This is a genomic window from Cellulomonas sp. HD19AZ1 (assembly GCF_004535805.1).
Classification (GTDB): Bacteria; Actinomycetota; Actinomycetes; order Actinomycetales; family Cellulomonadaceae; genus Cellulomonas; species Cellulomonas iranensis.
Map to the genome: position 1 here is coordinate 285758 of NZ_SPHX01000003.1, position 25839 is coordinate 311596.

At 75.7% G+C, this 25839-nt stretch carries 20 protein-coding genes and 1 tRNA gene; 8 read left to right on the forward strand and 13 right to left on the reverse strand.

The window, feature by feature from the left end; genetic code table 11:
* Positions 1–151 precede the first annotated feature (151 nt).
* The 3 genes from E4A51_RS07490 (at position 152) to E4A51_RS07500 (ending at position 3788) form a co-directional block, all read left to right on the forward strand.
* Positions 152–2698 (forward strand): transglycosylase domain-containing protein, encoded by a 2547-nt coding sequence (locus E4A51_RS07490; protein ID WP_134851333.1) that lies wholly within the window; start codon positions 152–154, stop codon positions 2696–2698.
* Positions 2695–3666, forward strand: coding sequence for a metallophosphoesterase (locus E4A51_RS07495; RefSeq protein ID WP_134851334.1), 972 nt, complete (start codon positions 2695–2697; stop codon positions 3664–3666). Before E4A51_RS07490 ends, E4A51_RS07495 begins: the two co-directional genes overlap by 4 nt.
* Positions 3667–3714: 48 nt before the next feature.
* Positions 3715–3788 (forward strand) — tRNA-Pro (locus E4A51_RS07500).
* 80 nt (positions 3789–3868) lie between these two features.
* On the opposite strand, the gene E4A51_RS07505 is transcribed toward E4A51_RS07500, so the two are convergent.
* The 13 genes from E4A51_RS07505 to E4A51_RS07565 all read right to left on the reverse strand — a co-directional run bounded on the left by E4A51_RS07505 (position 3869) and on the right by E4A51_RS07565 (position 17724).
* A complete protein-coding gene (locus E4A51_RS07505; RefSeq protein WP_134851335.1) occupies positions 3869–4876 on the reverse strand; it encodes a hypothetical protein in 1008 nt (335 codons plus the stop codon).
* 157 nt (positions 4877–5033) lie between these two features.
* Positions 5034–6014: a DUF4097 family beta strand repeat-containing protein gene (locus E4A51_RS07510; protein ID WP_134851336.1), complete on the reverse strand. Its 981-nt coding sequence runs from the start codon at positions 6012–6014 to the stop codon at positions 5034–5036.
* Entirely contained in the window at positions 6011–6682 is a 672-nt protein-coding gene (locus tag E4A51_RS07515; RefSeq protein WP_046529315.1) for a response regulator transcription factor, read from the reverse strand. Before E4A51_RS07515 ends, E4A51_RS07510 begins: the two co-directional genes overlap by 4 nt.
* Positions 6670–8070, reverse strand: a complete 1401-nt coding sequence (locus E4A51_RS07520; protein WP_134851337.1) for a sensor domain-containing protein — start codon at positions 8068–8070, stop codon at positions 6670–6672. The genes E4A51_RS07515 and E4A51_RS07520 overlap by 13 nt, the downstream gene beginning before the upstream one ends.
* Positions 8071–8294: 224 nt before the next feature.
* Entirely contained in the window at positions 8295–10817 is a 2523-nt protein-coding gene (locus E4A51_RS07525; RefSeq protein WP_134851338.1) for a glycoside hydrolase family 48 protein, read from the reverse strand.
* A gap of 281 nt (positions 10818–11098) precedes the next feature.
* Positions 11099–11974 carry an ABC transporter permease gene (locus E4A51_RS07530; RefSeq protein WP_082740308.1) on the reverse strand — a complete coding sequence of 292 codons (876 nt, stop codon included), beginning with the start codon at positions 11972–11974 and terminating at the stop codon, positions 11099–11101.
* Between the two features lies 1 nt (position 11975).
* A complete protein-coding gene (locus E4A51_RS07535; protein ID WP_134851339.1) occupies positions 11976–12956 on the reverse strand; it encodes an ABC transporter ATP-binding protein in 981 nt (326 codons plus the stop codon).
* Positions 12957–13084: 128 nt separating this feature from the next.
* Positions 13085–13822 carry a hypothetical protein gene (locus tag E4A51_RS07540; protein ID WP_134851340.1) on the reverse strand — a complete coding sequence of 246 codons (738 nt, stop codon included), beginning with the start codon at positions 13820–13822 and terminating at the stop codon, positions 13085–13087.
* 25 nt (positions 13823–13847) lie between these two features.
* A complete protein-coding gene (locus E4A51_RS07545; protein WP_070320696.1) occupies positions 13848–14606 on the reverse strand; it encodes a hypothetical protein in 759 nt (252 codons plus the stop codon).
* Complete coding sequence (locus E4A51_RS07550) at positions 14603–15514, reverse strand: ABC transporter ATP-binding protein (RefSeq protein ID WP_070320695.1); 912 nt, start codon at positions 15512–15514, stop codon at positions 14603–14605. The genes E4A51_RS07545 and E4A51_RS07550 overlap by 4 nt, the downstream gene beginning before the upstream one ends.
* The gene (locus tag E4A51_RS07555) at positions 15511–15933 is read right to left on the reverse strand and encodes a GntR family transcriptional regulator (RefSeq protein WP_070320694.1); all 423 of its coding nucleotides are present in this window, start codon (positions 15931–15933) and stop codon (positions 15511–15513) included. The genes E4A51_RS07550 and E4A51_RS07555 overlap by 4 nt, the downstream gene beginning before the upstream one ends.
* 95 nt (positions 15934–16028) lie before the next feature.
* Positions 16029–16793, reverse strand: a complete 765-nt coding sequence (locus E4A51_RS07560) for an SDR family NAD(P)-dependent oxidoreductase (RefSeq protein ID WP_070320693.1) — start codon at positions 16791–16793, stop codon at positions 16029–16031.
* Positions 16794–17247: 454 nt separating this feature from the next.
* Positions 17248–17724 (reverse strand): MarR family winged helix-turn-helix transcriptional regulator, encoded by a 477-nt coding sequence (locus tag E4A51_RS07565; protein WP_070320692.1) that lies wholly within the window; start codon positions 17722–17724, stop codon positions 17248–17250.
* Positions 17725–17805: 81 nt separating this feature from the next.
* Between E4A51_RS07565 and E4A51_RS07570 the strand changes: the two genes are divergently transcribed.
* The 5 genes from E4A51_RS07570 to E4A51_RS07590 all read left to right on the forward strand — a co-directional run bounded on the left by E4A51_RS07570 (position 17806) and on the right by E4A51_RS07590 (position 25696).
* The gene (locus tag E4A51_RS07570) at positions 17806–20070 is read left to right on the forward strand and encodes an LLM class flavin-dependent oxidoreductase (RefSeq protein ID WP_134851342.1); all 2265 of its coding nucleotides are present in this window, start codon (positions 17806–17808) and stop codon (positions 20068–20070) included.
* A 110-nt stretch (positions 20071–20180) separates the two neighbouring features.
* Positions 20181–21299 carry a hypothetical protein gene (locus E4A51_RS07575; protein WP_134851343.1) on the forward strand — a complete coding sequence of 373 codons (1119 nt, stop codon included), beginning with the start codon at positions 20181–20183 and terminating at the stop codon, positions 21297–21299.
* Positions 21300–21518: 219 nt separating this feature from the next.
* Positions 21519–23681 (forward strand): serine hydrolase, encoded by a 2163-nt coding sequence (locus E4A51_RS07580; RefSeq protein WP_134851344.1) that lies wholly within the window; start codon positions 21519–21521, stop codon positions 23679–23681.
* 54 nt (positions 23682–23735) lie between these two features.
* The gene (locus E4A51_RS07585; RefSeq protein WP_134851345.1) at positions 23736–25040 is read left to right on the forward strand and encodes a sensor histidine kinase; all 1305 of its coding nucleotides are present in this window, start codon (positions 23736–23738) and stop codon (positions 25038–25040) included.
* The gene (locus E4A51_RS07590; RefSeq protein WP_134851346.1) at positions 25037–25696 is read left to right on the forward strand and encodes a response regulator transcription factor; all 660 of its coding nucleotides are present in this window, start codon (positions 25037–25039) and stop codon (positions 25694–25696) included. The genes E4A51_RS07585 and E4A51_RS07590 overlap by 4 nt, the downstream gene beginning before the upstream one ends.
* Positions 25697–25839: the final 143 nt, after the last annotated feature.

Below are 25839 nucleotides of genomic sequence, written 5' to 3' on the forward strand. Positions count from 1 at the left end.
CGAAGGTACTGGCCCGCGGGCGCCCCTGACGAGCCCCCGGAAGTGTCTTTCCGCCGGACGGCCCCGTCCGGGTGTGCAGGTCCGGTGGAGGTGAGGCGCGGGGCAAGGCGCCGAAGGCCCGGCGTCAGGCACCGCCGGTACCCTCTCGGGTATGCCGAACCCTGCCCGCTCGCGTGGACGCCAGGTCAACGCCGTCCAGGCGCTGGCGCTGCTCCTCTCCTTCGTCCTCGTCGCCGGGATCGGCGGCCTGCTCACGGCGGGCCTCGTGCTGCCCGGCGTCGCGGCCGCCAACGGCGTGGCCACGATGTCCGCCACGGCGTTCGACGAGGTGCCCAGCGAGCTCGAGCAGCGGACCCTGCCGCAGAAGTCGGAGATCCTGGCGGCCGACGGCACCCTGCTCGCGACGTTCTTCTACCAGAACCGCGTGGTCGTGCCCCTGAGCGAGATCGCGCCGATCATGCAGAAGGCGGTCGTCGCGGTCGAGGACCGCCGGTTCTACGAGCACGCGGGAGTCGACCCGCAGGGCATGCTCCGCGCGGCGATCGCGACGCTCGTCGGCGGCGACGGCGGCGGCGCGTCGACGCTCACGCAGCAGTACGTCAAGAACGTCTTCGTCGACGCCGCGCTCCGGGCCGAGACCAAGGAGGAGCGCGACCGGCTCACGCGCGAGGCGCAGGAGAGCGAGGGCCTGCCGGGCATCGCGCGCAAGCTCCGCGAGGCGAAGATCGCCATCACGCTCGAGAAGAACATGTCCAAGGACGAGATCCTCGAGAAGTACCTCAACATCGCGGCGTTCGGCTCGTCGGTGTACGGGGTCGAGTCCGCGGCGCAGTACTACTTCGGGATCCCCGCGAGCCAGCTCAACTACCTGCAGTCCGCGACCATCGCCGGCATCACGCAGTCGCCCGCGAAGTGGGACCCGGTCGGCGCGGCCTCGCAGACCGAGGAGGAGCACCAGGCGCGCTACAAGACGTCGCAGACCCGCCGCGACCGCGTCCTGCGCGACATGCACCGCGAGGGCTTCATCACGCAGGAGGAGCTCGACGCCGGGCTCGCGACCCCCGTGCAGGACACCCTCAACGTGCAGCCGCTGCGGCAGGGCTGCATGACGGCCGGCGACGCCGTGCCCGGGTCCGGGTTCTTCTGCGACTACGTCACCAAGGTCATCGGGAACGACCCCGTCTTCGGCGAGACCGCGGCCGAGCGCACGAGCAGGCTCTACCGCGGCGGCCTCACCATCACGACCACGCTGGTCCCCGGCGAGCAGGCCGTCGCCGACGCCGAGGTGAAGAACGGCGTGCCGGTCGACGACCCGTCCGGGGTCGCCTCCGCGATCGTCTCGGTCGAGCCGCGTACCGGCAAGATCACCGCGATGGCGCAGAACCGCACCTACTCGGCGCTGCAGAACCAGGGCGAGCGCGAGACGTCGGTCAACTACAACACGAGCTACCGGTACGGCGGCTCGGGCGGCTTCGCCCCGGGGTCGACGTTCAAGGTGTTCACGCTGCTGGAGTGGCTCAAGCAGGGGCACGCGCTGCAGGAGACGGTCAACGGCACGCGCCTGAAGTACAACAACAGCGAGTTCACGGCGTCGTGCGTCGGACGCCTCACGGGTGAGTACCCGTTCCGGAACTCCGAGGGCGGCAGAGCCATCAACCAGACCGTCATCGACGCGACGAAGAACTCGGTCAACTCCGCGTACATCGCGATGGCCCAGCAGCTCGACCTGTGCAACATCATGCAGGGCGCCGCGGACCTCGGCGTGACGCGCGCCGGCAACCCCAGCTCGAACGACGCCGAGGGCCGCCCGATGGGCGACGTGCCGTTCAGCCCGTACCCGTCGTCCGTCCTCGGCACCAACTCGACGTCGCCGCTGCAGATGGCGGCCGCCTACGCCACGTTCGCGGCGGACGGCACCTACTGCAAGCCGATCGCGATCACGAGCATCGTCGACTCGACGGGCGCCGAGCTCCCGGTGCCGAGCGCGGACTGCCGCGACGGGGCCATCGACCCCAAGTACGCGTCGGCCATCAACTTCGCGCTGAGCAACGTCTGGACCGGCACCGGCAAGGACATCGCGAAGCCGCCGTTCCCCGCCGCGGGCAAGACCGGCACCACCTCGAGCAACGAGTACAACTGGTTCGTCGGCTACACGCCGCTGCGCGCCACCGCGGTCTGGGTCGGCTTCCCGGGCGAGATGCGCTCGATGAACCGTCAGACGATCAACGGCCGCACGTACTACCGCGGCCCGTACGGCTCGTCCATCGCCGGGCCCACGTGGAGCCGCTTCATGACGCAGGTGCTCGCGGGCGCCGAGAACCCCGGGTTCAGCAACGCCGGCGACCGCGAGGTGTTCGGCGAGCGGGTCGCCGTGCCGTCCGTCGTCGGACGGTCCGAGTCCGACGCGCGCGGCGCGCTCGAGCGCGCGGGCTTCCGGGTGTCGGTCTCGGGCGAGCAGGTCCAGTCGCCGTACCCGGCGGGGACGGTCGCGCAGCAGTCCGCGTCGAGCGCGACGCGCGGCGCAACGATCACGCTGACGTTGTCGAACGGTCAGCCCCCGGCGCCCGACCCGGCCGCGCCGGGCGGTGACGCCGGCGGCCCGGGCGGTGGCGGCCCGGGTGGTGGCGGCCCGGGTGGTGGCGGGCGAGGCCAGGGCGGCAACAACGGTCAGGGCAACCCCGGGAACCAGAACCCGTGACGGCGCGCAGCGCGCACCCCGGCGCGGGTGCGCTGCGCGCCGCGGGCGGGCTCGCGCTCGCCGGCGCCGCCGCGCTCGCGTGGGCCGCGCTCGTCGAGGTGCGCTGGTACGCGCTGCGCGAGGTGACCGTGCCGGTCCTGCCGGCGGGGCAGGACCCGCTGCGGATCCTGCACGTGTCGGACCTGCACCTGACGCCCGGGCAGCACCGCAAGGTCGACTGGGTGCGCGACCTGGCGTCGCTCGACCCGCACCTCGTGGTCGACACGGGTGACAACTGGGCGCACCTCGAGGCGATGCCCGCGCTGCTGCGCGCGTTCGAGCCGCTGCTGCAGCTGCCGGGCGCGTTCGTGCTCGGCTCCAACGACTACGTCGCGCCGTCGTTCAAGAACCCGGCGCGCTACCTGCTGCCCGACGCGCGCCGCACACCGGCCGGGCCGCCCGTCGCGCTGCCGTGGCGCGAGCTCGTGGCGCGGCTGACGGGCGCGGGCTGGATCGACCTGTCGAACCGCCGCGACGTCCTCGAGGTCGACGGCCGCACGCTGTCGTTCGTGGGGACGGACGACGCGCACCTCGACCGTGACCGCATGCCGCCCGCGGGCGGCCCGGACGACGCGCGGACGTCCGACGGCCGGTCCCCCGCGGTCGACCTGCACCTGGGCGTGACGCACGCGCCGTACCGCCGTGTGCTCGACGCGATGCACGCCGACGGCGTCGACCTGACGATCGCCGGGCACACGCACGGCGGCCAGCTCGCGGTGCCGTTCCTCGGCGCGCTCACCACCAACTGCGACCTCGACCTGCGGCGCGCCAAGGGTCTGCACGGCTGGCCGGGCGCGCGGCCCGACCGCCCCGCCGGCGCGGGGTCGTCGTGGCTGCACGTGTCAGCGGGCCTCGGCACGTCGCCGTACGCGCCCGTGCGGTTCGCGTGCCGGCCCGAGGCGACGCTCCTCACACTCACGTCGCCCTGACGCATTTCGTGTCCGGGCCGCTCGTCGGCTATCCTTACCAGGCTCCACCGGGGTGTGGCGCAGCTTGGTAGCGCGCTTCGTTCGGGACGAAGAGGTCGTGGGTTCAAATCCCGCCACCCCGACAGACGGTGTCCACGGGCACCGACGCAAGAGGCCGGACCCTCAGGGTCCGGCCTCTTCGCGTTCCCGGCGCAGGCGCACGTCAGAGCGCCCAGCGGCCCGGCTCGAGCAGCAGCAGGTCGGTGAGGTACCCCCGGCGCGCCGGGTCGGCCCACTCCGCGTCGTCGGTGCCCTCCGTGAGCATCCACGTGCCCCACTCGAGGCGCATGTACACCAGCGCGTCCTCCCACCGCGCGCGCTCGGCGGGCGTCAGCGGCGGCGCGACCGCGAGGTACGCGTCGCGCAGCACCGCCCACTCGCGTGCGTCCGGCAGCGCCGCCGGGCCCGCCTCGTGACCCGCGAAGAGCGCCGTGTACGCGAGGTCCAGCAGACGCGGCGCGACCTCGCCGTTCTCGAGGTCCACCATGACCGGGCCGTCGTCGCCCACGACGACGTTGACCGCACGCACGTCGAGCGCGACCGGCCACGCGGGCAGCGCCGCGTCCCGCACGCGCGGCAGCTGCGCGTCCCAGAACCCCTCGAGCTCGTCGGCCCAGCGCGCCGCGACCTCGTCGGGCAGCCCCAGCCGAGCGACCACGCCGGCGATCGCGTCGCCGTCCTCGGCGACCGACGCGGCGTCGTGCTCGGGCCACGCGAAGCGCGGCAGGTCGGCGAGCGCCGGGTCGTCGGCGAGCGGTGCGGACGCGGCGTGCAGGCGGCCCAGCAGGTCGCCGAGCAGCGCGAGGTCGGCGGGCAGGTGCACGGGGCGTCCGTCGACGAACGGGTACACGACGCGGTGCTCGACGCCGTCCGGGCCGGGCACCGCGAGCGGCACGGGGAGGCCGTCGACCGGGGCCAGGGCACCCACGCCTGCGGCGACCAGCGCACGCGCCCACGCCGTGAGCGCGCGCTGCCCGGGGCCGTCGTCGAGCGCGGGCTTGACCACCACGCGCGTGCCGTCGCCCAACCGGGCGGCGTGCACGGGCGACGAGTCGTGCAGGGGCGCGGGGTCGACGTCGGCGTCCGGGCCGGTGCGCTCGCGCAGCACGGCACGCAGCGCGGCGACGGACGACGGGGCGGGGTCGGACGACGGGGCAGGGTCGGACGGCATGCGGGGCCTCTCGTCGGCGGGACGCCGGCGGGGTCGTCGGCGGGGCGTCGGCTGGGACGCGCGGACGACCCGTGGGGGCCGTGCGCACGCACGGCCCCCACGCTCACCCGGACGTCGCGCGGTGCGCACACGAGTTGCGCACCGCACGACGCGCCGGTCAGCCGCGCGGCCCCAGGTAGGACACGTCGCCGTCGGACGACCGGATCGTCACGGAGCGCGACGCACCCGGGTCGGTCGGTGCGTCGACGGTCTGGCGGCCGCTGCTCGTGCTCATGTCGAGCGCGACCGGGGCACCCGTGCCGTGCACCGTCACGCGGCCGCTGCTCGTCACGGCGCTCACGTCGCCGTCGACCCCGGCCACCAGCACCGCACCGTCCGACGACCGTGCCGACGTCGTCCCGCCCGCGCCGTCGACCTCGACGCGCCCCGAGGACGTGCGTGCCTCCACGCCGCCGCCCGCGTCGCGGACCATGACGTCGCCGTCCGACGAGCGGGCCGCGACCGCACCGCTCGCCCCGATGATCTCGACGCGCCCCGACGAGGTCCGCGCCTGCACGGCGCCACCGACGTTGGACACCGTCACCGAGCCGTCCGACGAGCGCGCCGTGACCGCACCGCGCGCCCCGACGACGGTGACGTGCCCGGACGACGTGCGCACGGTCGCCGCCGCGAACGCGCCCTCCGCGTCGACGTCGCCGTCGCTCGTGCGCACCACGAGGTCGGTGCCCTCGGGCAGGCGCACCGACGTGCTCGTGCGGCACGTGCCGATGAAGCGCCACCCGCACGTGTGGCGCACCACCACGCGGTCGTCGCCCTGCTCGGTGGACGAGTCCGGGGTGCGCCACAGGGCGCGCGTCCGGCGCTCGACCTCGACCGTGTCACCCGTGGTCGCGAGCACCGTCACGGACCCGTCGGCGACGATCTCGACGACGGCGGCCGCCGGCACCGACTCGGTCGTCGTCTCGGTCGTCGCGGTGAGCTCGGCGAGGCCCTGCTGCGCGAGCTGCGCGACGCAGATCCCCGCGAGCACGGCACCGACGATCGTCAGGACGCGGCCCCGGCGAGACGGGCGGCCGACGGGCGGCGGGGTGTCGGCGGCAGCCGGGGCGGGTGCGGCGGGCGTGGTGGGCGTGGTCATCGCGGGGTTCCGTTCGTGGGGGCGTCCTCGAGCCAGCGCAGCACCGCGAGCACACGGCGGTGGTCGGACGCGTCCGGCGGGAGGTCGAGCTTGGTGAGGATGGACGTGACGTGCTTCTCGACGGCCGGCAGGCCGATGACGAGGCGCTCGGCGATGGCCGCGTTGGACCGGCCCTCGGCCATCAGGCCGATGACGTCGCGCTCGCGGGGGGTCAGCGCGTCGAGCGTGCTGCGCCGCGACCGCGCGAACACCTGCGCGACGACCTCGGGGTCGACGACCGTGCCGCCGGCCGCGACCCGCGCGAGCGCGTCGAGGAAGTCGTCGACGTCGGCCACGCGGTCCTTGAGGACGTACCCGAGGCCGCGGGCGTCGGCCGCGAGCAGCTCCCGCGCGTAGCGGGCCTCGACGTACTGCGAGAGCACCAGCACCGGCAGCCCGCGGTGCAGGCCGCGCAGGTGGACGGCGGCCCGCAGGCCCTCGTCGGTGTGCGTGGGCGGCATCCGGACGTCGGTCAGCAGCAGGTCCGGGAGGTCAGCGTCGGGGTCGCCCAGCACCGCGACGAGCTCGTCGGCCGTGCGGTACCCGGTGACGTCGTGGCCCTCGGCGGTCAGCAGCCGCGTGAGCCCGTCGAGCAGGAGGACCGAGTCCTCGGCGATCACGATGCGCACGGCACCTCCACGGTGAGCACGGTGCCGCCCGTCGCCGGGCTGAGCAGCAGGAACGCGCCGTCGAGCGCCTCGACGCGGCGCCGCAGGCCGTCGAGCCCGCCGCCGGGTGCGGCGGTGGCCCCGCCGCGGCCGTCGTCGGCGACCTCGACGCGCAGCCGGTCGCCCGCCACGGTCGCGCGCACCACCACCTGGGCGGCGTGCGCGTGCTTGGCGACGTTGGTGAGCGCCTCGGCGACCACGAAGTACGCGGCGGCCTGGGCCTGCACGCACATGCCGGGCTCGAGGCCGCGCGTCTCGACGTCGACCGGCACCGGGCTGCGCGCCGCGAGCGCCGAGAGCGCCGCGTCGAGGCCGCGGTCCGTGAGCACGGCCGGGTGCACGCCGCGCACGAGGTCGCGCAGCTCGGCGAGCACCTCCTTGATCTCGCCGTGCGCGGCGTCGACCGCCGCGACCGCGGCCTGCGGGTCGTGCGCGGCGGCGCGGCGCGCGACCCCGAGCTCGACGCCCAGCGCGACCAGGCGCTGCTGCGCGCCGTCGTGCAGGTCGCGCTCGATGCGGCGGCGCTCGTCGTCGGCCGCGTCCACGGCCGCGCTGCGGGTCTCGCGCAGGTGCTCGGCACGCCCCTCGGCCGCGTTCGCGCGGGTCTCGGCCTCGCGGGCGGCGCGCTCGACGTCGGCACGCGACCGGCCGCCCAGCAGCGCACGACCCAGCCGCACCTGCGCGAGCGTCGTGAGCTGCACGACCAGCGCGGACACCCACGGCAGCACGACCGCGACCGGCACCGCCACGTACGCCGGCACGTGGATCACGTCGAACGGCTGCCGCGAGGCGTCGACGAACGGCGTCGCCAGCAGCACCCACGGCACCGCCGCGAACGACGCGGCCAGCGGCACCGCGACCGACGTCAGGACGCTCGTGACCGCGGCGTGCGCGACCGCGAGCCACGCGCGGTCGTCGCGGGCACGGGGCCACCACGACCGCCGGCCCCACCCGGCGGGCGCGGGCGACGGCGGCGGCACGACCACACCGAGCTGCGCCGCGAGCCGCGTGCGCTCGACGCGGCCGTAGCCGCGGGCCAGCGCGAGCGTGCCCAGCAGGACCGGGACGCCGACCACGACGAGCGCGGTGCCCACGCCCACGGCGACGCCGGTGATCAGCAGGATCGCGGCGAGCACGGTGAAGAGCGTCGAGATCGCCAGCTGCCCCGCCCCGCTCCACGTGGCGGCGGAGACGGGGGCCAGCAGGAGCGCGCGGCCGCCACGCAGCGCGGGTGCGACGTGCTGCACGTCGACGTCGGCCGGGACGTGGTCGGACGGGTCGCGCAGGGCCGTGGTGGACGGGGTGGACCGGCCCGCGCGGGGCGGGACGGTGACGGGGCCGGAGGTCATGACCACGAACCTAGGGCGCGGGGCGCGGCGCCCGCGCCCGTGCTCGCCCACGGACCGGGGGTAGGGCTGCCCCCACCCCCGGCGCGGCGGTCGGCACTGTGGCCGTCACGACGGCGGCGGGCACGACCGAGGGGCCGGCCCCGGGGGATCGTCCCGGGACCGGCCCCTCCCCTGCCGTGCATGGGGTCACGGTCAGGTCCGCCGGCGCAGGGCCGGCGGGTGCGTCAGCCGACGGCGCAGGTCGCGCCGTTCAGCGTGAAGGACGTCGGCGCGGTGTTGGTCCCCGAGTGGGAGCCGTTGAAGCCGATGTCCACCGACGCGCCCGGTGCGAGCGTGCCGTTCCACGCGGCGTTGGTGGCCGTCACACTCGTGCCGGACTGCGCCCAGGTCGCGCTCCAGCCCTGCTGGACGGTCTGCCCGTTGGCGAACGTGAACCGCAGGCTCCACCCGTTCAGCGCGGTGGTGCCGTTGTTCGTCACGCGCACCGAGGCCGTGAAGCCGGAGTTCCAGCTGCTGGCCGTGTACCTCACGGTGCACGCACCGGTCGGCGTCGGGGTGGGCGTGACCGTGGGCGTCGGGGTCGGCGTGACCGTCGGCGTCGGGGTCGGCGTGACCGTCGGCGTCGGCGTCACGGTCGGCGTCGGCGTCGGCGTGACCGTCGGCGTCGGGGTCGGCGTCGGCGTCGTGCCGTCGCTCTCGAACAGGCGGTGGTAGTCCGACAGCGCGCCCGCGATGGCCGTCTGGGCCCAGAACCGGTGGTACGTGAACTGCGGGTCGACACCCGTGCTCAGCGCCGTCTGGACCTTCGACCACTGCGGGTCCTGCTTGTAGAACGACCGGATGTCGAGGAACGACACGCCCGGCTTGATCTGGTCTCCGTTGGGCATGGTGCCCGACCAGCCGTTGGGCACGTAGACCCCGTTGCCGCCCGCGGTGTAGACGTCGTCGAACCGCTGGTAGTCGCCGCGCGTCTCGACCGACGTGACGCCCAGCGAGTCCTGGTTGTGCTCCCAGATCGCGTCGAGCAGGTCCTTGGCGGTGTCACGCGCCGCGGTGTCGCCCGAGCGGGCGGCGTAGAACAGCAGGGCGCGCGCCGTGTCGCCGGCGACGCCGACGTCCTGGCCCGAGCTCTTGACGGTGACCGTGAGACCGGCGTTCGAGCCCGGGTTGGTCGGGTTCCACGTGTCGGGCTTGCCCGACCACGTCAGCTCGGACGGCACCGACCAGTCCGCACCGTCGGTCTCGACGTGGTCGACGACCCAGTCGGCCCACTTGTCGAGGATCTTCTTCGCCTTCGCGTTGCCGGTCTCGTAGTAGAGCTCGGCGACGCGCTGGACGCCCCACGCCTGCATGCCGAACCACTGGTTCGACGGCGGGTCGGCGTACACGGGCGCCTCGGTGTAGGCCATGCCGTAGAACGTCGGCGTGCCGGCCGGGGGCTGCGCGTACGCGCCGTCCCAGCTGTTCGTCGCGCCGCCGGCGATCGGGCCGTTGCTCGACTGCAGCCACGTGTAGAACTCGAGCTGCCGGTCGAGGGCCTTCGTCCAGTCGGACTTGGCGGTCGGCGACTTGGGCGTCAGGGCCGGGTCGTTGGCCAGGGCCCACGCGGCGAACGGGTTCTGGTAGCCGAAGTGCGCGTGCGACGAGCTGATGCGCCACGACCACGGCGACGACGTGTCGAGCGCACCGCCCCACGCCATGTACCAGGACAGCAGGTAGTGCGCGGACTCGCGGTTGCTGCCGGCCGGGCAGGACGGCGACGTGCAGCCGATCTGCTTGAAGTACTTGTCGAACAGCGTGTACCGCAGGTAGTCGCCCATCTTCGACGCCTTGGCGACGGTCTCGGCGACCTGCGCCTGCTTGCCCTGCTCGGTGGCCCACTTGTTGGCCCAGTACACCGCCTCGATCGCGCGCGCGTCGGCGTCGGACGCCGACGTGTACTTCCACTGCTTCGCGTACGACGCGTCACCCGTGAAGATGTCGAGGAACCCGTTGCGCCCGCCCGACGTGAAGTCGTCGCACGTGGGCTGCGGGATGGTCTCCCACACCGACTCCTGCGGGCCGCGCTGGAACGTGTTGATGAGCGACATGCCCTGGTGCGACGGGCCGAGCTGGCAGCCGGGGCCGGGTGCGGCGCCGAAGCCGTAGACGTTGTCGACGTCGCCCAGCCAGTGCATCTGGTAGATGTCCGGCGAGCCGTACGCCGAGCGCAGCTCGGCGGCGAGCGGGTCGCGGCCGACCGAGACGCCGCTGCTCAGCTGCGACGGGTAGTTGCTCGGGTGGTTGTACTCGGCGGCGTACGTGGCCGGCTTGCTCGCGTCGTACGACGCGTTGGTCGGCTGGTCCTCCTTCTGCGGGATCATGTACGTCTCGAGGTTCTTCCACGCGGCGTTCAGCGGTGCCCACTCACCGGTGGCCTGCCCGTAGAGGGCCTCGAGCCAGATCCAGTAGGAGTACGTCTCCGACGTCGTCTCGTGCCCGTAGTCGGGCGCCTCGACCATGAGCGTCTCGACCGCGTGGTACGGGATGCCCTGCGCGCTGAAGTACCCGTTGGCCGGGTCCTTGATCTTCTCGTACTGCTCGAGGAACCGCGTCTTGTACTCGTCGCTGACGATGGCGGCGGCCGGGGCCGGCCCGCCGCCGGACAGCGCGGAGGCGGCCTGCGCGCCGCCCGCGGCCACGAGCGTCACGCTCGTCAGGACGGCCCAGGCCGCTCTGACGGCGCGCCGTCGGGTGGGTGAGGTCATGGTGCGAACCTTTCCTGGCGTCGACCACGCGCGGCCTCGGTGCCGGCGTGGGCCCGGGCGGCGGCCTCGGTGCCGCCGCCCGGTCCTGCACGAAGGAACGGACCGCGGGGGTCGCGACGACGGGCGTCGCGCCCGGGCGCGGCCTGGACGGGCTCACTCTGTGGGGGCGCACAGGTGCCGTCCAGGTCGCGAAACGCTTAGGGACGGCGGTTGGTGGGAGCGCGACCAGGCACGCCCCCGACCGACGCGCGACGGCGCCGTGCCGCCGCGCCGCGCGGGCCTCAGGTCCAGCGGAACAGCCGCACCGCGAGCGGCAGCCCCACCGCGGCCCACACACCCATGACCAGCAGCTCCGCGCCCGGGAACGGCTGCCCGACCCACGCCGCCGTCATGGCCTGCGTCGCGGCGCCCAGCGGCGTCCACCGCGCGAGCGCCTGCACGACGTCCGGCATGAGCGGCAGCGGCAGCCACACGCCCGCGAAGAACAGCGACACGAAGTACAGCGTCATGCCCCAGCCGTTGGCCGCCGCGGCGGTCGGCGCGAGCGCCGCGACCAGCGACCCGAGCGCGAACGTCGACAGCACGGCCAGCAGGAACGCGAGCAGCACCGTCGCGACGTGCACGGGCGTCGCGATGCCGAGCACGACGACGCCCGCCCCGACCGCGAGCAGCGCGGCCGCCACGAGCGCGACCAGGTGGACCACGACCTGCGCGACCAGCAGCCGCGCCGGGCCGACCGGGGTCGTCGAGAGCCGGCGCAGCACGCCGCGCTGCCGGTACGTCGCGACGACCGCGGGGAAGGTCGACAGCGCGACGGTCCCCACGGCGAGGCTGAGGACCGTGGGCGTGTACCCCGTGATCGCCGAGATCCCCGCGAGCGCGGGGTCGCCCTCGTCGTACGGCTGGTCGGCCCACGGCATCACCAGGCCCAGCACCGTCAGCAGCAGGGCCGGGAACAGCAGCGAGAAGAACAGCACCGACGGGTCCCGCAGGAACAGCCGCGCCTCGACGAGGGTCATGCGCAGCAGCGCGCCGCCGCGGCCCGTGCGCCGGCGGGCGTCGTGCGGGGCCGGTGCGAGCGCGCCGCGCCCACGCGTGGGGGCGGGGCCGCCCGCGGGGACGGGCGCACCGGCCGGGACAGGGGTCGTGGGGCTCATGTCACACCTCCGCAGCGGTCGTGGCGGGTCGGGGGTCGGCGTCGGTCCACGCGGCCGGGTCGGCGTCCGCACCCGTGAGGGAGACGAACGCGTCCTCGAGCGACGCGCGCTCGAGACGCACGTCGGTGGTGCGCACCCCCGCGCGCGCGAGCGCGACGAGCGCGTCCTGCACGAGCGCACCGCCGCCGCGCACGACGAGCGCGCCGTCGACCACGCGCGCGTCCCGCACGTCGGGGACGTCCGCGAGCGCCGCGAGGAGCGCGGCGTCCGGCACGGCGGCCTCGGGGCGCACGTGCAGCACCTGCTCGCCGTGCGCGAGGCGCACGATCTCGGCGGGCGTGCCGACCGCCGCGACCCGGCCCGACGCGATGAGCGCGATCCGGTCGCACAGCCGCTCGGCCTCCTCCATGAGGTGCGTGACCAGCACGATCGTGACACCCGCGTCGCGGATCGCCTCGACCACGGCCCACGTCTCGCGGCGCGCGTGCGGGTCGAGCCCGGTGGTGAGCTCGTCGAGGATCGCGAGCTGCGGCCGCCCGACGAGCGCGAGCGCGACGGACAGCCGCTGCTTCTGCCCGCCCGAGAGGTCCTTGAAGGCGGCGTCGCGCTTGGCGGCCAGCCCCAGCAGGTCGAGCAGGTCCGCCGGGTCGGCGGGGTCGGCGTAGAACGACGCGTACAGGTCGAGCGCCTCGGCGACGCGCAGCCGGTCCGGCAGCGCGGACTCCTGCAGCTGCAGACCCACCTGCTCGTGCAACGTCGCGGCGTCGCGCGTCGGGTCGAGCCCGAGCACCTCGACCGTGCCGCCGTCGGGGCGGCGCAGCCCGGCGATCATCTCGACGGTCGTGGTCTTGCCGGCGCCGTTGCGGCCGAGCACGCCGTAGATCTCGCCGCGCTCGACGGTCAGGGAGACGTCCTGCACGGCGAGCGTGCTGCCGTAGGCCTTGCGCAGGTGCTCGGCCCGGACGACGGGGGCGGTGGTCATCGTGACCTCCAGGGTGGGTGGACGTGGGGAGACGCGGGTGCGCGCGGGTGCGCGGTGCCGCGGGGCCGGCGGGCGGTCCCGTGGTGACGTCGTGCTCGTGCGGGCGGGCGGGGTGGGGCCGGGCGGGGCTAGGCCGTGCGCTGGCGGATCTCGACGGTGCGGGTGACCGCGGCGTACGCCACGGCCATGACGACGACGAGCGCGGCCCCGCCGAGCAGCGGCGGCGCGGCGGCGGACCACGTGCGGGCCACGGGCGCGTCCCCGCCGGCACCGCCGAGCAGGGCGGCCACGCCCAGCAGCGGGCCGACCGTGAGGGGCAGGGCGAGCGTCCCCCACCAGCCGGGTGCCCGCTGGTACACGACGCCGACCAGCAGGCCCGACACGTTCGCGGCGACGACGAACAGGACGAGCTCGGCGAGCAGCACGCCGGCCGGCGAGGACTCGTCGGCGAGCATCGGGTCCGCGATCCGCCAGCCCCACCCGGCGGCGTCGTGCACGGCGCGCTCCGCGAGCACCAGCAGCTGCAGCACCACCGCGTACGCGACCCCCGTGCCGACCGCGACCGCCAGCGACGCGCGGACGAACGTGCGCCGGGTCCGCCCGGCGGCGACGTGCACGCGCAGCTGCGCGGCGACCACGAGCACGGCGAGCGAGAACGGGAACCACACGACGCCCTGCCGGGTGTACAGCGACACCGCGGTGCCCACCTCCCCGTCGACGCGCCAGAGCACGACGACGCCGAGGACGACGGCGGTGACGACGACCACCCAGAACCACGCGAACAGCCGGAGGTTGAGCCGCGCCATCCGCGCGGCCGCGCGCAGCACCGGGTCGCGGGGCCGGGTCGGTGCGGTGGTGGTGGTCATCGTGGGTCTCCCGGGCTCGTCGCCGTCAGGCCTGCGCGGACAGGGGCAGCCGCCGCGCGATCACCGCGAACGCGGCGGCGACGACGAGGACGCCGAGGGCACCGACGCCGCCGGCGAGGCCGACCAGCGCACGCGGCGCGACGTCCCCCAGCCCGGGCACGTCACCCGTCGGGGCGATGCCGAGGAACAGCAGCGCGAGCAGCGGGCCGACGGTCAGCGGCAGCGTGAGCGTGGCCCAGGCGCCCCACCGCTGGTAGGTGATGCCGACGAGCAGACCCGTGGTGATCGCGAGCAGCGTGAGGACGACGGTGTCGATGGGCAGCGCCCACAGCGGGGCGCGCTCGCCGGCGAGCTGCACCTCGCGGAGTGCGGAGCCCCAGCCCGCGAGGCCGTGCAGCCACCGCTCGACCAGCACGACGCCGGTGAGCACCAGCGCGTACGCGAGGCCCGTGGCACCCGACGCCAGCAGCGTCCCGCGCACGAGGCTGCGCCGGGTCATTCCGGCCGCGACGTGGACGCGCGGGTACGTCGCGGCGACCTGGATGGCCTGCGAGAACAGGAACCAGACGAGCGCCTGCCGGCCGTGCACGGCGATCGACACGTCGACCCGCCCCTCGACCACCCATGCCGTGATCGTCACGGCGGCGAGCGCGAGCAGCGCGATCGGCCAGAACCACGCGGCGAGCCGCAGCGCGGCGACGCCCTGGCGGCGCGCGACGTGCAGGGTCGGGGACGTGCGGGCCGGCGCCCGGGTGGCCACGGCGGGTGCGGTCGTGGCGGTCACCGGGCACCCCCGACGTGCGTGGCGCGCTGCGGGTCGGTGAGGTGCACGAACAGGTCCTGCAGCGGCACGGGCCCGAGCTCGAGCCCGTCCTGCCGTGCGCGGCGCACGTCGCCCTCCGCGACGCCGCCGCGCACGGTGGCCTGGGTGGTGCCGCCGAGCCGCTGCGTCGCGAGGACCTCGCGCCCGGCGACGAACGCCTCGACCGCGGCGGCGGGGCCGGTGACGGACACGCCCTCGGCGCGCAGCGTCTCGGCGTCCTGCGCGACGAGCACGCGCCCGCGGTCGAGCACCACGACGTCCTCGACCAGGCGCTCGATCTCGCCGATGAGGTGGCTCGACAGCACGATCGTGCGCGGGTGCGCGGCGTAGTCGGCGAGCAGCGCGTCGTAGAACGCGTAGCGGCTGGGCGCGTCGAGACCGAGGTGGACCTCGTCGAGGATCGTCAGCGGCGCACGCGACGCGAGGCCCAGGACGATGCCGAACGCGGACTTCTTGCCGCGCGAGAACTTGCCGGGCTTGCGCTTGGGGTCGAGCTCGAACAGGTCGAGCAGCTCGCCCGCGAGCTCGTGCGAGAACGTCGGGCGGGCGCCGGAGACGTACGCGAGGTTGTCCTTGATCGAGAAGTCGTCCAGCACGTCGCCGGACTCCCGCACGAAGCACACGCCGGGGACCACGCGCTCGTTCTCCCACGGCTCCTCGCCGTCGACGAGCACGCGCCCCGCGGTGGGGCGGCGGAACGCGGCCAGCAGCGAGCCGAGGGTCGACTTGCCCGAGCCGTTGCGGCCCAGCAGGCCCGTGATGGTGCCGGGGCGGACGGTCAGGCTGACGTCGTCGAGCGCGACGACGTCGCCGAAGCGCTGCGTGACGCCCTGCAGCTCGACGCCCCAGCCGGCGGTGGTCGCGGTCATCGGGAGCCCTCCTCGGGTGCGGCGGGGGTGGCGGGCGGGGCCGTGACGGGTGCGGCGGGCTCGCTCGCGGCGCGGGTGCGCAGCCGGGCGACGACGTCCTCGACGTCGATGCCGAGCACGCGCGCGGCGTCGGCGACGGGGTCGACCGTGTCGGCGAAGAACGACTCGCGCGCGTCGGCGACGAGACGCTCACGGGCGCCGGGCGCGACGAACATGCCGACGCCGCGCCGCTTGTAGAGCACGCCCTCGTCGACGAGCTGCGCGAACGCCTTGGCGGCCGTCGCGGGGTTGATGCGGAACGTCGTCGCGTACTGCGTGGTCGACATGACCTGCTCCTCCGCGGCCAGCGCGCCGGAGAGCACGTCCTGGCGGATCTGGTCGGCGATCTGCAGGTACACGGGGTCACGGCCGTCGAACACGGTGCCCCTCCCTGCCGGTTCTGTGGTTCATTACTCGACTAATGAACCACAGAACCGGCGGGTGCACAAGGGGCGGGCACGCGACGCCCGCGACGTCACAGTCGCGTGCCGCCCGACGCCTCGATCCGCTGCCCGGTGACCCAGCCCAGGGCCGGCGACGCGACCGCCGCGACCACGGGCCCGATGTCCGCGGCCTCCCCGACGCGCCCGAGCGCCGCCTGCGCGCCGAGCGCGTCCCGCAGGCCCGCCGCGTCGCGCACCGCCCCGCCGCCGAAGTCGGTCGCCACCGGCCCGGGCGCGACGACGTTCACGGTGACCCCGCGACCGCCCAGCTCGACGGCCCAGTACCGCGTGAGCGCCTCGACCGCGGCCTTCATCGCGCCGTACGCCGAGTGGTCGCCGGGCTGCACGAACCGCGCGAGCCCGCTCGAGACGTTGACCACGCGGCCGCCGTCGGCCAGCAGCGGCGCGAGGGCCTGCGTCAGCAGGAAGACCCCGCGCACGTGCACGTCGAACAGCCGCTGCAGGTCGTCCGCGGTCGTGCCGCCCAGGGGCGTGGGCACCGCGTGGCCCGCGTTGTTGACCAGAACGTCGAACGTCGTCCGCGACCACGTGCCGCGCAGCGCGTCGACGAGGCGAGCCGCGAACCCCTCGACGTCGGCGAGGTCGGCCGTGTCGAGCCGCAGCGCGACCGCACGCCGCCCCAGCGCCTCGACCTGCGCGACGACCTCCGCCGCCTCGTCCTCGTGCCGCCGGTAGGTCAGCACGACGTCGAGGCCGTCGGCCGCGAGCGCCGCGACCGCCGCGCGTCCCAGCCCGCGGTTGCCGCCCGTGACGAGGGCGATGCGGATGTCGGTCATGAGGTCTCCTCGGGTTCCCACACCACCCGGTCGGTGGCGCCGTCCCGCCAGCGTGCGCGCGACCGCCGGACCGCAGAAGGCCACGACGATCCAGGGACCCGCGATCCCCCGCTCCCACACCTCCCCGCGCTCCCCCCGCCCCACACCCCCGTCACCGAGCGCGGAGTTCGGCGGCCGAACGCGGAGTTCGGCCGGCCATGAGGCTCGACCACCGGCAGAACCCCGCACTCGACACCGGTCCGCGGCGATGCACTCCCAGTCCGGGCGACCCCCTTCCGGCCCGCGAACGCGGAGTTCTGCCGGTCACGGGCCCTCAGGAACAGCAGAACCCCGCGCTCGGGCGGGGAGGGCAAGGATGGAGCGGCGGGTCGGGTGGTCCGGCGGCCGGCCCGAGGTGGTGGCCGGCCGGCCGGTGACGGTCGGTCGTGGGCCGGCTGCCGGGCCGGGGTGGCGGTCAGGCGGGGGTGACGACCGCGCAGAGGTCCTGACCGTCGGGGGCCGGGCCCGTGGCGCGCGCGAGCAGCCCGCGCAGCGCGGTGCGCTCGGCCGGCGCCAGCGCGCGGAGCACGTCGTCCTCGGCGGCGGCGATGCGGCCCTCGACGTCGGCGAGCGCGGCGTGGCCGGCGTCGGTGGCGGCGATGCGGCGCACGCGCCGGTCCGCGGGGTCGGGGCAGCGCTCGACCAGGCCCGCGTCGCACAGGTCGTCGAGCAGGTACGTCATGACGGTGCGGTCGATGCCGAGGTGGGACGCGAGCGCGGCCTGCGTCGGCGGCACGTCGGCCGCGACGGCCACGCGCAGCAGGTGGTAGCCGCGGGGACCGGCGGGGATGCCGTCGAGCACGGCGCCGACGGCCGACCGCCAGCGGGTCAGCAGCGCGCCGAGCTGCCAGCCGAGGTCGTCGGCGGCGCGGGCGGGCGTCTGCGTGCTCACGTCCGCAGCATACGCGCGGCGCACAAGATCGTCTGTCGTGCATATGATCTGCGCAGAACACGACCACGGGAGACAGTCACCATGACCGACTACGGGCACGAGCTGCGGTTCGGCACGTTCCTCACGCCGCAGAACGCCGACCCGCAGACCCCGGTCGCGCTCGCGGTGCTCACCGAGGAGGTCGGCCTCGACCTCGTGACGTTCCAGGACCACCCGTACCAGCCGTCGTTCCTCGACACCTGGACCCTGCTGTCCTGGGTCGCCGCGCGCACCGAGCGCGTGCACCTGTCGGGCAACGTCCTCAACGTGCCGATGCGCCCGCCGGCCGTGCTCGCGCGCGCCGCCGCGAGCCTCGACCTGCTCTCGGGCGGGCGCGTCGAGCTCGGGCTCGGTGCGGGCGCGTTCTGGGACGCGATCGAGGCCATGGGCACGCCGCGCCTCACACCCGGCCAGGCCGTCGACGCGCTCGACGAGGCCATCGACGTCATCCGCGCGCTGTGGGACGCCGACGGCCGCGGCGCGCTGCGCGTCGGCGGGGAGCACCACCGTCTCGCGGGCGCCAAGCGCGGCCCCGCGCCCGCGCACGACATCGGCATCTGGGTCGGTGCGTACAAGCCGCGCATGCTGCGACTGGTCGGCCGCAAGGCCGACGGCTGGCTGCCGTCCCTCGGCTACCTGCAGCCCGGCGACCTCACGCGCGGCAACGCGACGGTCGACGAGGCCGCGACGGCCGCGGGCCGCGACCCGCGCGAGATCCGGCGCCTGCTGAACGTCAACGGGCGCTTCTCCCCCGCGCCCGGCGACGGCCTGGACGGCCCGCCCGAGCAGTGGGTCGACACGCTCGTGCGGTACGCGCTCGAGGACGGCATCGGCACGTTCGTGCTCGGCACCGACGACCCGCGCACCCTCCAGACGTTCGCCGAGCAGGTCGTGCCCGCGGTCCGCGACCAGGTCGACGCCGCGCGCGCGACGTCCGGCACCGTGACGGGCGCGGTCCGCCCCGCGGCGGCGCTCGCGAAGCGCGTCGACGGCATCGCGTACGACACGGTCCCGTCCGACGTGCGCGCGGTCGAGCCCGGCGACCGGGGCTACGGCGCGCTGCGCTCGACGTACATGCGCCGCGGCGCGCCCGGCGTCGTGCTGCTGCCCCGCACGACCCCGCAGGTCGTCGACGCGCTGGGCTGGGCCCGGCAGCAGCGCGGCCCGCTCGCGGTCCGCTCGGGCGGGCACGGCATCTCGGGCCGCTCGACCAACGACGGCGGCGTGCTGCTCGACGTCGCCGCGCTCGACGAGGTCATGGTCGTCGACGAGGCGTCGCGACGCGTCCGGCTGGGCGCGGGTGCGACCTGGGGCAAGGTCGCCGCGACGCTCGCGCCGCACGGCTGGGCGATCTCGTCGGGCGACTACGGCGGCGTCGGCGTCGGCGGCCTCGCGACGACCGGGGGCATCGGGCTGCTGGGCCGGTCGTTCGGCCTGACGGTCGACCACGTGGTCGCGGCCGAGGTCGTCACGGCGGACGGCACGGTGCACGTGGTGGACGCCGAGCACGAGCCCGAGCTGCTGTGGGGCCTGCGCGGCGCGGGCGGCAACCTGGGCGTCGTCACGTGGGTCGAGGTCGAGGCGCGCGAGTACCCCGACGTGGTCTTCGCGACCATGACGTTCGACGCGTCGGACCCGGCCGCGCTGCTCGACCGCTGGGGCCGCACGGTGCAGGACGCGCCGCGGCAGCTCACGAGCTTCCTGCACGTGCAGGCGGGCGGCGGCGGGCGGCCGCCCATGGCGCAGGCCATGACCGTGTGGGCCGACGACGACACGACCGCGGCCGTCGCGGCGCTCGAGGAGCTGCTGGGCGCGGGGCCGGTGCTCGACCAGCGCGCGACGCTCACGCCGTACGCGGGCGTGGTCGGGCCGGTCGCGCGGCACCACGACGGCGGCGCGCCGCCCGTGACGCGCTCGGGGCTGCTACCCGCGATGACCGACGTCGCGGCGGCGGACCTGGCACGCCTGCTGCTCTCGGGCGAGACGATGCTCGTGCAGCTGCGCGCGACGGGCGGCGCCGGCAACGACGTCGCGCCCGACGCGACGGCGTACGCGCACCGGCACCAGCAGTTCTCGGTCACGGCGTTCGCCGGTCGGTCGGCCCGCACGGGCCTGGACGACGCGTGGGACCGCCTCGCGCACCCGCACATGGACGGCCTGTACCTGTCGTTCGAGACCGACCCGCGGCCCGAGCGGCTGCTCGACGCGTTCCCGCCGCTCACGCTCGACCGGCTGCGCGCGCTCAAGCGCACGTACGACCCGGACCACGTGTTCGACCAGAACTTCCCGATCGACCCGCGAGGCTGACGGCCCGGGGCGTCGTGCAGCGTTCCGGCGGGCGGGCCGCCGGAACGCCGCACGTCACGTGTCGTCCGCATCACAGCAGGTCAGCGGCGTCCCTTGTTACCGTGCGGTACGTGATCCGTCTCCTCATCGCGTTCGTCGCCGGTGCCGGCATCGGCGCCTCGCTCCTGCACTGGTCCACCGGCGACGACCGGTACTCGTGGGTGTGGATGGCCGCGCTGCCGATCACGATCATCGGCCTCGTGCTCGTGAACGTCGCGCGCTCGTTCGCGAGCATGGCGCCGCCGGACGCCGAGGCGGTGGAGGCCGCACGCGCCGCGGGACGCCTCGCGGGTGCGAAGGTCCTCGACGTGCGCCGCACCGGCACCGTCATCAACGACGTCCCGCAGTACGACGTCGAGCTGCTCGTCGACCCCCGCGACCGCGGCCCGTACCGCACGGTCGTGCGCGAGCTCATCGACGCGGCGCAGATGCCGGGGCGCCTGCTTGGGACGGTGCTCGCGGTCGTCCGCGTGGGCGAGGACGCGCCCGACGTCGCGATCGTCGACGAGCCCGCGCCGCCCGTGCGGATCCACGCCACGCCCGACGCGCCCCTGTGGGAGCGGGACCCGGACAAGCCCGTGCCGGGCCGCAGGCGCCCGATCCTGCCGGTCGGCCGCAAGGGCCGCGGCGTGCGGTTCCTCGTGTACCTGCTGATCGCCGCCGTCGGCGTCGCGGTGCCCACGTGGCAGCAGCGCGACGACGTGCTGCTGGGCGTGCGCTCGGGCGGCGTCGGCCACGGCGACGCGTCGTACCTCAGCGGGCCCGGCCGGGTCGCGGAGGCGGTGCAGCGGTTCGCCGACGCCGCCGGCACGACCACGGTCACCGAGGTCCTCGCGTACGACGACCAGGTGTGGGTGACCGCACCGGTCGCGCCCGGCCGCGCCGCGTACGACACGTGGTGGGCGGTCGCGAGCAACGCGACCCGCGAGCGTCCCGCGACGATCCAGCCGGACCCGAGCGAGGAGTTCGACCTCTCCGCGGTGGACTGGTCGGCGCTGCCCGGGCTGTACGAGCAGGCCGTCGAGGCGTCGGGGATCCCGGCGGGCGAGATCACGAGCGGGCACATCGCCGCCGGCTGGATCGGGTCCGACGAGGACCGCGCCGTGACGGTCCGCGTGTACCTCAGCGGCCCCTACGGCTCGTACACGCTCGAGGCCGACGCGCAGGGCACGCCGATCGGCGCGTTCTGACGCCGCGCCGGGCCGCCGCCCGGCACCGTCACCCGCCCGTCGACGCACGGCCGGCTCCCGCTCACGGCGAGGGCCGGCCGCCGTCGTCTCCCCCGAAGGTCGCAAGCGAGGTTCCCCGCTGCGCCCGAAGACCCGGGCACCCCGCGGCGACCAGCCTGGACGCAGGCCACGAGGTCACGTCCCGGGACACGTCCGGGCCCTCGCGGCGCAGGAGGAGCCATGCCCGTCACCCCGCCGGGACCGCGCACCGACCGCGCGCTGCCCCACCCGCCCCACGCCCCCGCGGCGCCCGAGACGCCGCACGCCACGACCCGTCGGCGGCTCGCGCGCCGCGTCGCCCCCGCCCTCGCGCTCGTCGCGGGCCTCGGCCTGCTCACGGCGTGCGGCGCCGCGCCCGAGGTCCCCGAGCCGCGCACCCCGCAGCCCGCGTCGACCGCGGGCCTCACGACCGCCGACGTCGACGCGTGGCTCGACGCCACCGTGCCCGACGCGCTCGCCGAGGGCCGCATCGCGGGTGCGACCGTCGCCGTGGTGCACGACGGCGAGGTCGTCACGGCCCGCGGCTTCGGCGAGGCCGACGTCGCCGCCGGCACACCCGTCGACCCCGACCGCACGCTGTTCCGCCCCGGCTCGGTGTCGAAGATGGTCACCGCGACGGCCGTCATGCAGCTCGTCGAGGACGGCCGCGTCGACCTCGACACCGACGTCGAGCGGTACACGGGGCTCAACCTCGGGTACGAGCGGCCGGTCACGCTGCGTGACCTGCTGACCCACACGGGCGGGTTCGAGGAGCGGCTCACGGGCCTCATCGGCGGCGAGGGCACGGTGCCCGACCTGCGGGCGTCGCTCGTCACCGACCCGCCCCAGCAGGTGTACGCGCCGGGCACGACGCCCGCCTACTCGAACTACGGCAACGCCCTGGCCGGGTACGTCGTCGAGGCCGTGAGCGGGCAGCCGTTCGAGGACTACGTCGCCGACCACGTGCTCGCACCGGCGGGCATGACGTCCTCGACGTTCGCGCAGCCGCTGCCCGCGGACCTCGCGGACCGCGTGTCGCAGGGCTACCCGACGTCCGACGACGCGCCCGTGGGCTTCGAGGTCGTCGGCCAGCCGCCCGCGGGCGGGCTGAGCGCGCCCGCGACCGACATGGCGCGGTTCATGCTCGCGCACCTGGGCCACCCGACGACGGGCGAGCCGCTGCTGTCCGACGCGACGCGCGCGCTCATGCAGGAGCCCGCGCTCGGCGCGGACACGCTCGGCGCCCTGGCCGAGGGCGAGCGCATGGGCCTCGGCTGGTTCGACGAGTCGCGCCACGGCCACCGGGTCGTGGGGCACGGCGGCGACACGACCGCGTTCCACTCGCACCTGCAGCTGTGGCCCGACGACGACACGGGCCTGTTCCTGTCGCTCAACAGCACGGGCACCGGTGGCGCCGCGTACCAGGTGCGCGAGGACCTGCTCGCGGGCTTCGCGGACCGCTACTTCCCCGCCGACGAGGCGCCGGCCGCGGGCACGGTCGACGACGCGACGCGTGCCGAGCACGCGCAGGCGCTGGCCGGGCGCTACGAGCCGGGGCGCAAGTTCGTCTCGACGTTCCTCACCGCCACGGGCGTGCTGCAGCCGACGGTCGCGCAGGTCGTCGACGGCGACCGCGTGCTGTTCACACCCGGCCCCGGGCAGCTCACGCCTGCCGTGTACGAGGAGGTCGAGCCGTGGGTGTTCCGCCAGGTCGACTCCGACCGGCGCCTGGCCGTGCGGCTCGACGACGCGGGCCGCGTCGAGGTGATCGGCCACGACTCCGCCATGACGCTGCTGCCAGTGACGCCCGCGCGCGCCGCGGTCGTGCCCGTCCTGGCCGGCGGAGCCCTCGTGCTGCTGCTCACGGTGCTCGCGTGGCCCGTCGGCGCGGTCGTGCGCCGGGTGCGCCGACGCCGGGCGGCGCGCCGGTCCGCGGTGCCGGCCGGGTCGGTGACGGCCACGGGCGCGGTGCCCGCGGCGACGTCCGGCGCGCAGCCCGTCGGGGCGTCGGCCACGCCGCCGGTCGGGGCGTCGGCCACGCCGCCGACGGACGTCCGCCGCGCACGCCTCACGACGCGGCTCGCGGCGCTCGCGACGCTCGCCGCGCTGGCCGGCTGGGTGCTGGTCGTGCTCACGCTCGTGGGCCTGCAGCCCGTGCCGGACGCGGTGCTGCGCGTGCTGCAGGTGCTCACCGCGCTGGGCGTGCTGGGCGTGCTCGCGGCCGCGTGGCGCGTGGTCGCCGAGGCCCGGGCCCGCACCGGGTGGTGGCGCACGGTCACCGCGACCGTCGTGCTCGCCGCGCTCGTCGGGACGTCGTGGGCCGCGCTGCAGGTCCACCTGCTCTCGCCGGACCTGACGTACTGACGACCGACCGCCGGCGACCTGCCGCCGCCGGCCCCGCACGAGAGGATGACGACCATGGCGACCACGCACCTCACGGCGCCCGGCGCGCGCTGGGACGCGTTCCTGGACCGCTGCGGGGTGCGGGGTCCCGTGGCGCGCGACGCGCTGCTGGCCGTCACGTGCACCGTCGTCGCGGTGCTGCTGAGCCTCGCGAGCGTCGGGCTGCTGCCCGACGAGCTCGCGGTCTCCCCCGCGCGGCGGCTCGCGCTGCTGCTGCTGATCGCCGCGCAGTCCGCGGCCCTCGTGCTGCGGCGCGTGCGGCTCGCGGCGTGCGTCGCGCTCGTCGTCGCCACGCAGGTGGCGCTCGTCGCGGTGGCGCCCGACCTGTCGGTGCGGTCGTTCGCGCCGTTCGTCGCCGCCGCAACGGTCGGCACGCTGCTCCCGGCGGCGCGGGCCCTGCGCCTGGCCGCCGGGGCCGGCGTCGCCGAGGCCGCGCTCGCGACGGTCGCCGTGCTCGTGCGCGGCGGCACCGCGCTCGACGTCGCGACGCACGTGTCGACGTCGCTGGCGGTGTGGCTCGCGTCGGCGCTGGTCGGCGTGTACGTCGCGACGCGGCGCGCGCACCTCGTGCTGCTGCGCGAGCGCGCCGAGCAGGCGGAGCGGGACCGCGACACGCGCGTGCACGCGGCCGTGGCGGCCGAGCGCGCGCGGCTGGCGCGCGAGCTGCACGACGTCGCGGCGCACCACCTGTCGGGCATGGTCGTGCAGGCGGCGGCCGTCGAGCGGCTCGTCGACCGCGACCCCGACGCGGCGCGCGAGGGCGCCCGCTGGCTGCGCGACCAGGGCCGCGCGACGCTCGACAACCTGCGGCAGGTGGTCGGGCTGCTGCGCGGCGACGACGCGCCCGACGGCACCGCACCGCTGCCGGGGCTCGCGGCGCTGCCGGACCTCGTCGCGCAGGCCCGCGACCTGGGTGACGACGTCGAGCTCGTCGTCGCCGGCGACGTCGCGCCGCTCGCACCGCTGGGCGACGTGTCGCTCTACCGGATCGCGCAGCAGGCGGTGACGAACGCGCGCCAGCACGCACCCGGCGCCCGCGTGCGGGTGCGGGTCGAGCACGCGCCGGGCGCCGTCGTGGTGGACGTGACGAACGGACCCGCGAGCCGTGGCGTGCGCGGCACGCGCGGCGAGCACGGCGGCGCGGGGCTCGCGGTCATGCGCGAACGCGCCGCGCTCGTCGGGGGCACGCTCGACGCCGGGCCGACGCCCGACGGCGGCTGGCGCGTGCACGCGCGCGTCCCGGTCGAGGCCGACGAGCACGAGGACCTGCCGGGCGGCCGACCGGCCGCACCGCACGACGGGACGGAGGTGACGGCGTGATCCGCGTCGTGCTGGTGGACGACCAGGCGGTGGTGCGCGCGGGGTTCCGCGTGCTGCTCGAGGACGCCGGGGACATCGAGGTGGTCGGGCAGGCGGCGAGCGGCCCCGAGGCCGTCGACGTCGTGGCCCGCACGCGCCCCGACGTCGTGTGCATGGACGTGCGCATGCCCGGCGGCGACGGGCTGACCGCGACGCGGCGGATCGTCGCCGACCGCGCGGGCGACCTGCCAGCAGTGCTCGTGGTCACGACGTTCGACCTCGACGAGTACGTGTTCGGCGCGCTCGAGGCGGGCGCCGACGGGTTCGTGCTCAAGGACGCCGACCCCGCCGACCTCGCGGACGCGATCCGCCGCCTCGCACGCGGCGACGGCATGCTCGACCAGACCGTCACACGGCGCGTCATCGCCGAGTTCGCCCGCCGCCGCCCCGCACCGCCGCCGGGCGCCGAGGCGGACCTCCTGACGCCGCGCGAGACCGACATCGTGCGGCTGCTCGCGCAGGGCATGTCGAACGCCGAGATCGCCGACGCGCTGTTCGTCGAGCAGTCGACCGTGAAGTCCCACCTGGGCCGCGCGATGACCAAGCTCGGCACGCGCGACCGCCTGCAGACCGTCGTGTGGGCGTACCGCACCGGCCTGGCCGCACCGACGCGCTGAGGTCGCGGCTCCGGACGTCGGGCTCGCACCCCTCCCCACCCCTCCCCTCCCCCTCCCGCGAGAGTGCGATCCAGCACCGGCCGGGCGGCTGGATCGCACTCTCACTCTCGAAGGGCGGGGCTGGATCGCACTCTCACGCTCGA